This window comes from Kitasatospora sp. NPDC088783 (genome assembly GCF_044750705.1).
Lineage (GTDB): Bacteria > Actinomycetota > Actinomycetes > Streptomycetales > Streptomycetaceae > Kitasatospora > Kitasatospora fiedleri.
On sequence record NZ_JBIVKJ010000042.1, the window covers coordinates 1 to 3120 of the forward strand.

4 protein-coding genes are annotated in these 3120 nt (G+C 69.9%); 1 reads left to right on the top strand and 3 read right to left on the bottom strand.

Annotated features, from left to right (window positions below; all coding sequences use genetic code 11):
- The first annotated feature begins 86 nt into the window (after positions 1-86).
- Positions 87-677 carry an IS5 family transposase gene (locus tag ACIP60_RS38225; RefSeq protein WP_400694262.1) on the top strand — a complete coding sequence of 197 codons (591 nt, stop codon included), beginning with the start codon at positions 87-89 and terminating at the stop codon, positions 675-677.
- Positions 678-687: 10 nt separating this feature from the next.
- Here the strand turns inward: ACIP60_RS38225 and ACIP60_RS38230 are convergent, their stop codons facing one another.
- The 3 genes from ACIP60_RS38230 to ACIP60_RS38240 form a co-directional block, all read right to left on the bottom strand.
- A complete protein-coding gene (locus ACIP60_RS38230; RefSeq protein WP_400694254.1) occupies positions 688-1209 on the bottom strand; it encodes a hypothetical protein in 522 nt (173 codons plus the stop codon).
- Positions 1210-1704: 495 nt separating this feature from the next.
- Positions 1705-2319, bottom strand: a complete 615-nt coding sequence (locus ACIP60_RS38235; protein ID WP_400694257.1) for a hypothetical protein — start codon at positions 2317-2319, stop codon at positions 1705-1707.
- Between the two features lie 216 nt (positions 2320-2535).
- Entirely contained in the window at positions 2536-2838 is a 303-nt protein-coding gene (locus ACIP60_RS38240; RefSeq protein WP_400694259.1) for a DUF6221 family protein, read from the bottom strand.
- Positions 2839-3120 lie beyond the last annotated feature (282 nt).

Here is a 3120-nt window from a genome sequence, read left to right on the forward strand (position 1 = left end):
CGACTACGAACACCGACACCACACCGCTAAACTCACACTCGCCGCGTGACAACCAACCGCGTGTCCACCTTCACGGGCGAAGGCCCCTGAGCGTCGACTCCACGGTCTGTCGTGCTCATCAGCAGGCGGCTGGCGCCCGCAAGCAGGGGGACTTGCAGAAGGAACCGCCGGGCGGTGTGTTCATCGAGCCTGACGATCACGGACTGGGCCGCTCACGCGGCGGGTTCACCACCAAGTTGCACCTGGCCGTCGAGCAAGGCCAGAAGCCCATGGCGATCGTGGTCACGGCCGGGCAGCGCGGGGACTCGCCGCAGTTCGAACCCGTGCTCAACAAGGTCCGAGTGCCCCGCATCGGGCCGGGCCGGCCACGCGTGCGGCCCGATCGCGTGCGGGCCGACAAGGCGTACGCCTCCCGCAAGAACCGCGCCTACCTGCGCCGCCGCAGGATCCGCTGCACCATCCCGGACAAGGCCGACCAGGTACGCAATCGCAAGAACCTCGGCTCCCGCGGCGGTCGCCCTCCGTGTTTCGACCCGGTCGACTACCGCCAACGTCACGCGGTCGAGTGCGGGATCAACCGTCTCAAGAGGAACCGCGCCGTCGCCACGCGATACGACAAACTCGCGGTCCGCTACGAGGCGACCGTCCTCGTCGCAGCCATCAACGAGTGGCTGTAACCCTTGGCCCTCACACGGCGGGATCCACGTTCCACATCTCGGGCAGATCGCTGCCGCAGAAGACGCAGACGAAGTCGTCCTCGCGCACGATGTTGTGCTCCTGACAGTTGGGGCACCGGCGGAACACCACCTCGTGGGTGAAGCCGGAGGGCCGCCCAAGTCCTACACCGTCCAGAGCATGAGCGACCGTCGGCCAGGAGGCCACGTCCGGGCAGTATCCGGTGGACTGGTTGCTGACCTCACCCACGCTCCACCGGTCTCCCTCATGCATGAAGCTGATCTCGCCGGCACTCAGAACCATGTCCCCGCCAGCGCAGGCCACGTGCTCGCTCCGCCGCGGCGCCAGCCGAAGCACACCGTCCCTGCTGACCACGAAGGTGAACGGTTCGGTCAGCTCCGCTGCCGACCGCTCAGCGATCCAAGCGTCGAAGTCAGCCGCAGAGCCGATCGGGCACCCGCCGCTGTCGGGCCGGACCGCAGCCTTCAGCTCAACCGGTCCGACGTATCGGTAACTCCGCCCCCGCGTACTCACATCAGCCAACCTAGAGTACTTCCGACACACGCCCTAGGATCTCGCCGGCCCCGAGGCCCCTGCGGGCCGGCGAGCCGGTGGCCGGGGCGACGGCCACAACGGCTGCCGCCAGCCTCTGGCCGACGGCCAGGCAGGGGCAGGCCCGCTCAGGTCGGCGCTGAACAGGCAGAGCACGAGCACGCAGTGCGACACCGCGGCCAGGACCGGCACCCCGCCTCCACTCGCCCTGGTGCTGCCGCCGTGGCCAACGAAGTCGTCTTGGCCTGGCTCACTACGCGGCGGAGACCGGTCGAAGCAGCGCGCGGCCGGGGCCGCCACGGCGCGGAGCGGGAGCCGTATCGCCCGCACCGGCTGCGCTCCGTAACACCGCTGCCCCGTCCGGGGAACCGGACGGGGCAGCCGGGCTTCTCGGTGCGGGCCCGCCGTAGCGCCCGGCACCGGCAGGCGCACGTGCGCCGCGCCGCCCGGCCCGGCCGCTGACCCGCGCCCGCTGGCTCACTGCTGCAGGTTCCTCAGCCAGTCCCCCCGAAGGCGGTAAGCGCGGCCGTCACCGACCTGCTTGATCCCGCCGGGAACGACACTCCGGTAATACGGATACCGCTGCGTCACCGCCGCCAGCAAGAACTCCAGGAACCCTCCTTCGAAGAGGTCCCACTTCTGCCTGGACTCGAACCTGGCGACGACCGGCCACCGGTCCGGATCCGGCCCCCGCATCAGCCAGAAGAACTGGTCGGCGTTCCAGTTGTTGGCCCACTTCAGCAGCCCGCCCCCGGCCGGGAACACCGGGTACGGACACTCCTCGTACTCCCCCTCCGCATAGGCCTCGGCCAGCATGGCGCAGTACCCGTAGGGATCCGTCGTGTAGTACAGGAACCCCTCGAACCCGAGCGGCTGACCGATCTTGCTGGTAGGCGCCAACGACGGGGCGTAGACGTGCAGCTCACCGCTGATGCTCGCCATCCCGTAGCGGTCGACGAACGCCCGGTAGTCCGCGGGCAGCTGGAAACCCATCGCCCCGGGCGCCAGCTCCCACGGGACCGGAGTCACACCGCCCTCGGGCGGCGGCCCGATCACCGCGCCCAGCCGCTCCAGCATCTCCTGAACGTCCACGCCCACTCCCCTTCATCTCCGGCACCGCCCGGGCGGCCCGGGCCGCCCGGCCAGGATGACAGCACCGCTGTGCGTGTCCTGACTCCGCCGGTCGCTGTTCAGTCCCGCACCAGGACTTCCACCGCGGTGCGGATGTCCAGCGTGCGGGCGGCCAGTTTCCGCGGCTCGCTGCGGCCGGCGGTGTCGGTGACGATGCCCAATGAAGTTTGACCTGGGTCAGTCGGAGGGGGCCCACTCCTCGCGGTACCCCGGGCGGTCGGAATAGGCGGTCGCTGCGAGCACTCGCAGCGACCAGTCAATGCTGCGGCTGTCCCGGTCCTCCGGCCCGGCTTGTTGCGGGTCCCGCCAGGCGGCGAGCCAGTCGCGGTACATAGCGGTGGTGCGGGCCGGTGAGTAGAGCGCGGCAAGCGGATTGTCAGGAGTAAGTCCCTCGGGCATCCACGACCCGGGACAGGTTGTGGCCGCCATCTCGTCGGCGTCGATTTGCTCGTGCAGCCAGGTGATCATGTCCGTGGTCATGCCGGCATGATCAACCATGCTGCTGACAGTGCTTCGCTCGGCTCCTGCCCTCCGGCGCTGTACCCCCATCGGCTGAAGCCGGGCCCGGGCGCTGGTCCCGCCGCTCAAACTTCGCGGAACTGGTGAGGGACATCGGGACGGGGAAACGGGTCAGGCGTGTTCGGCCGGCACCCAGGAGGCCGCGGGGGCGGCGGTGCGCGCGGCCTCGGCGTGCCGCTCCTGCATGTCGGTCAGGCCGCGCACCACCAGGATCGCGAGAACGGCGGCCACGGCGGTGACGAA

Bases quoted from the DNA above. Each gene is read 5' to 3' on its own strand.
- ACIP60_RS38240 (WP_400694259.1), bottom strand. From the start codon at position 2,838: ATGACCACGGACATGATCACCTGGCTGCACGAGCAAATCGACGCCGAC.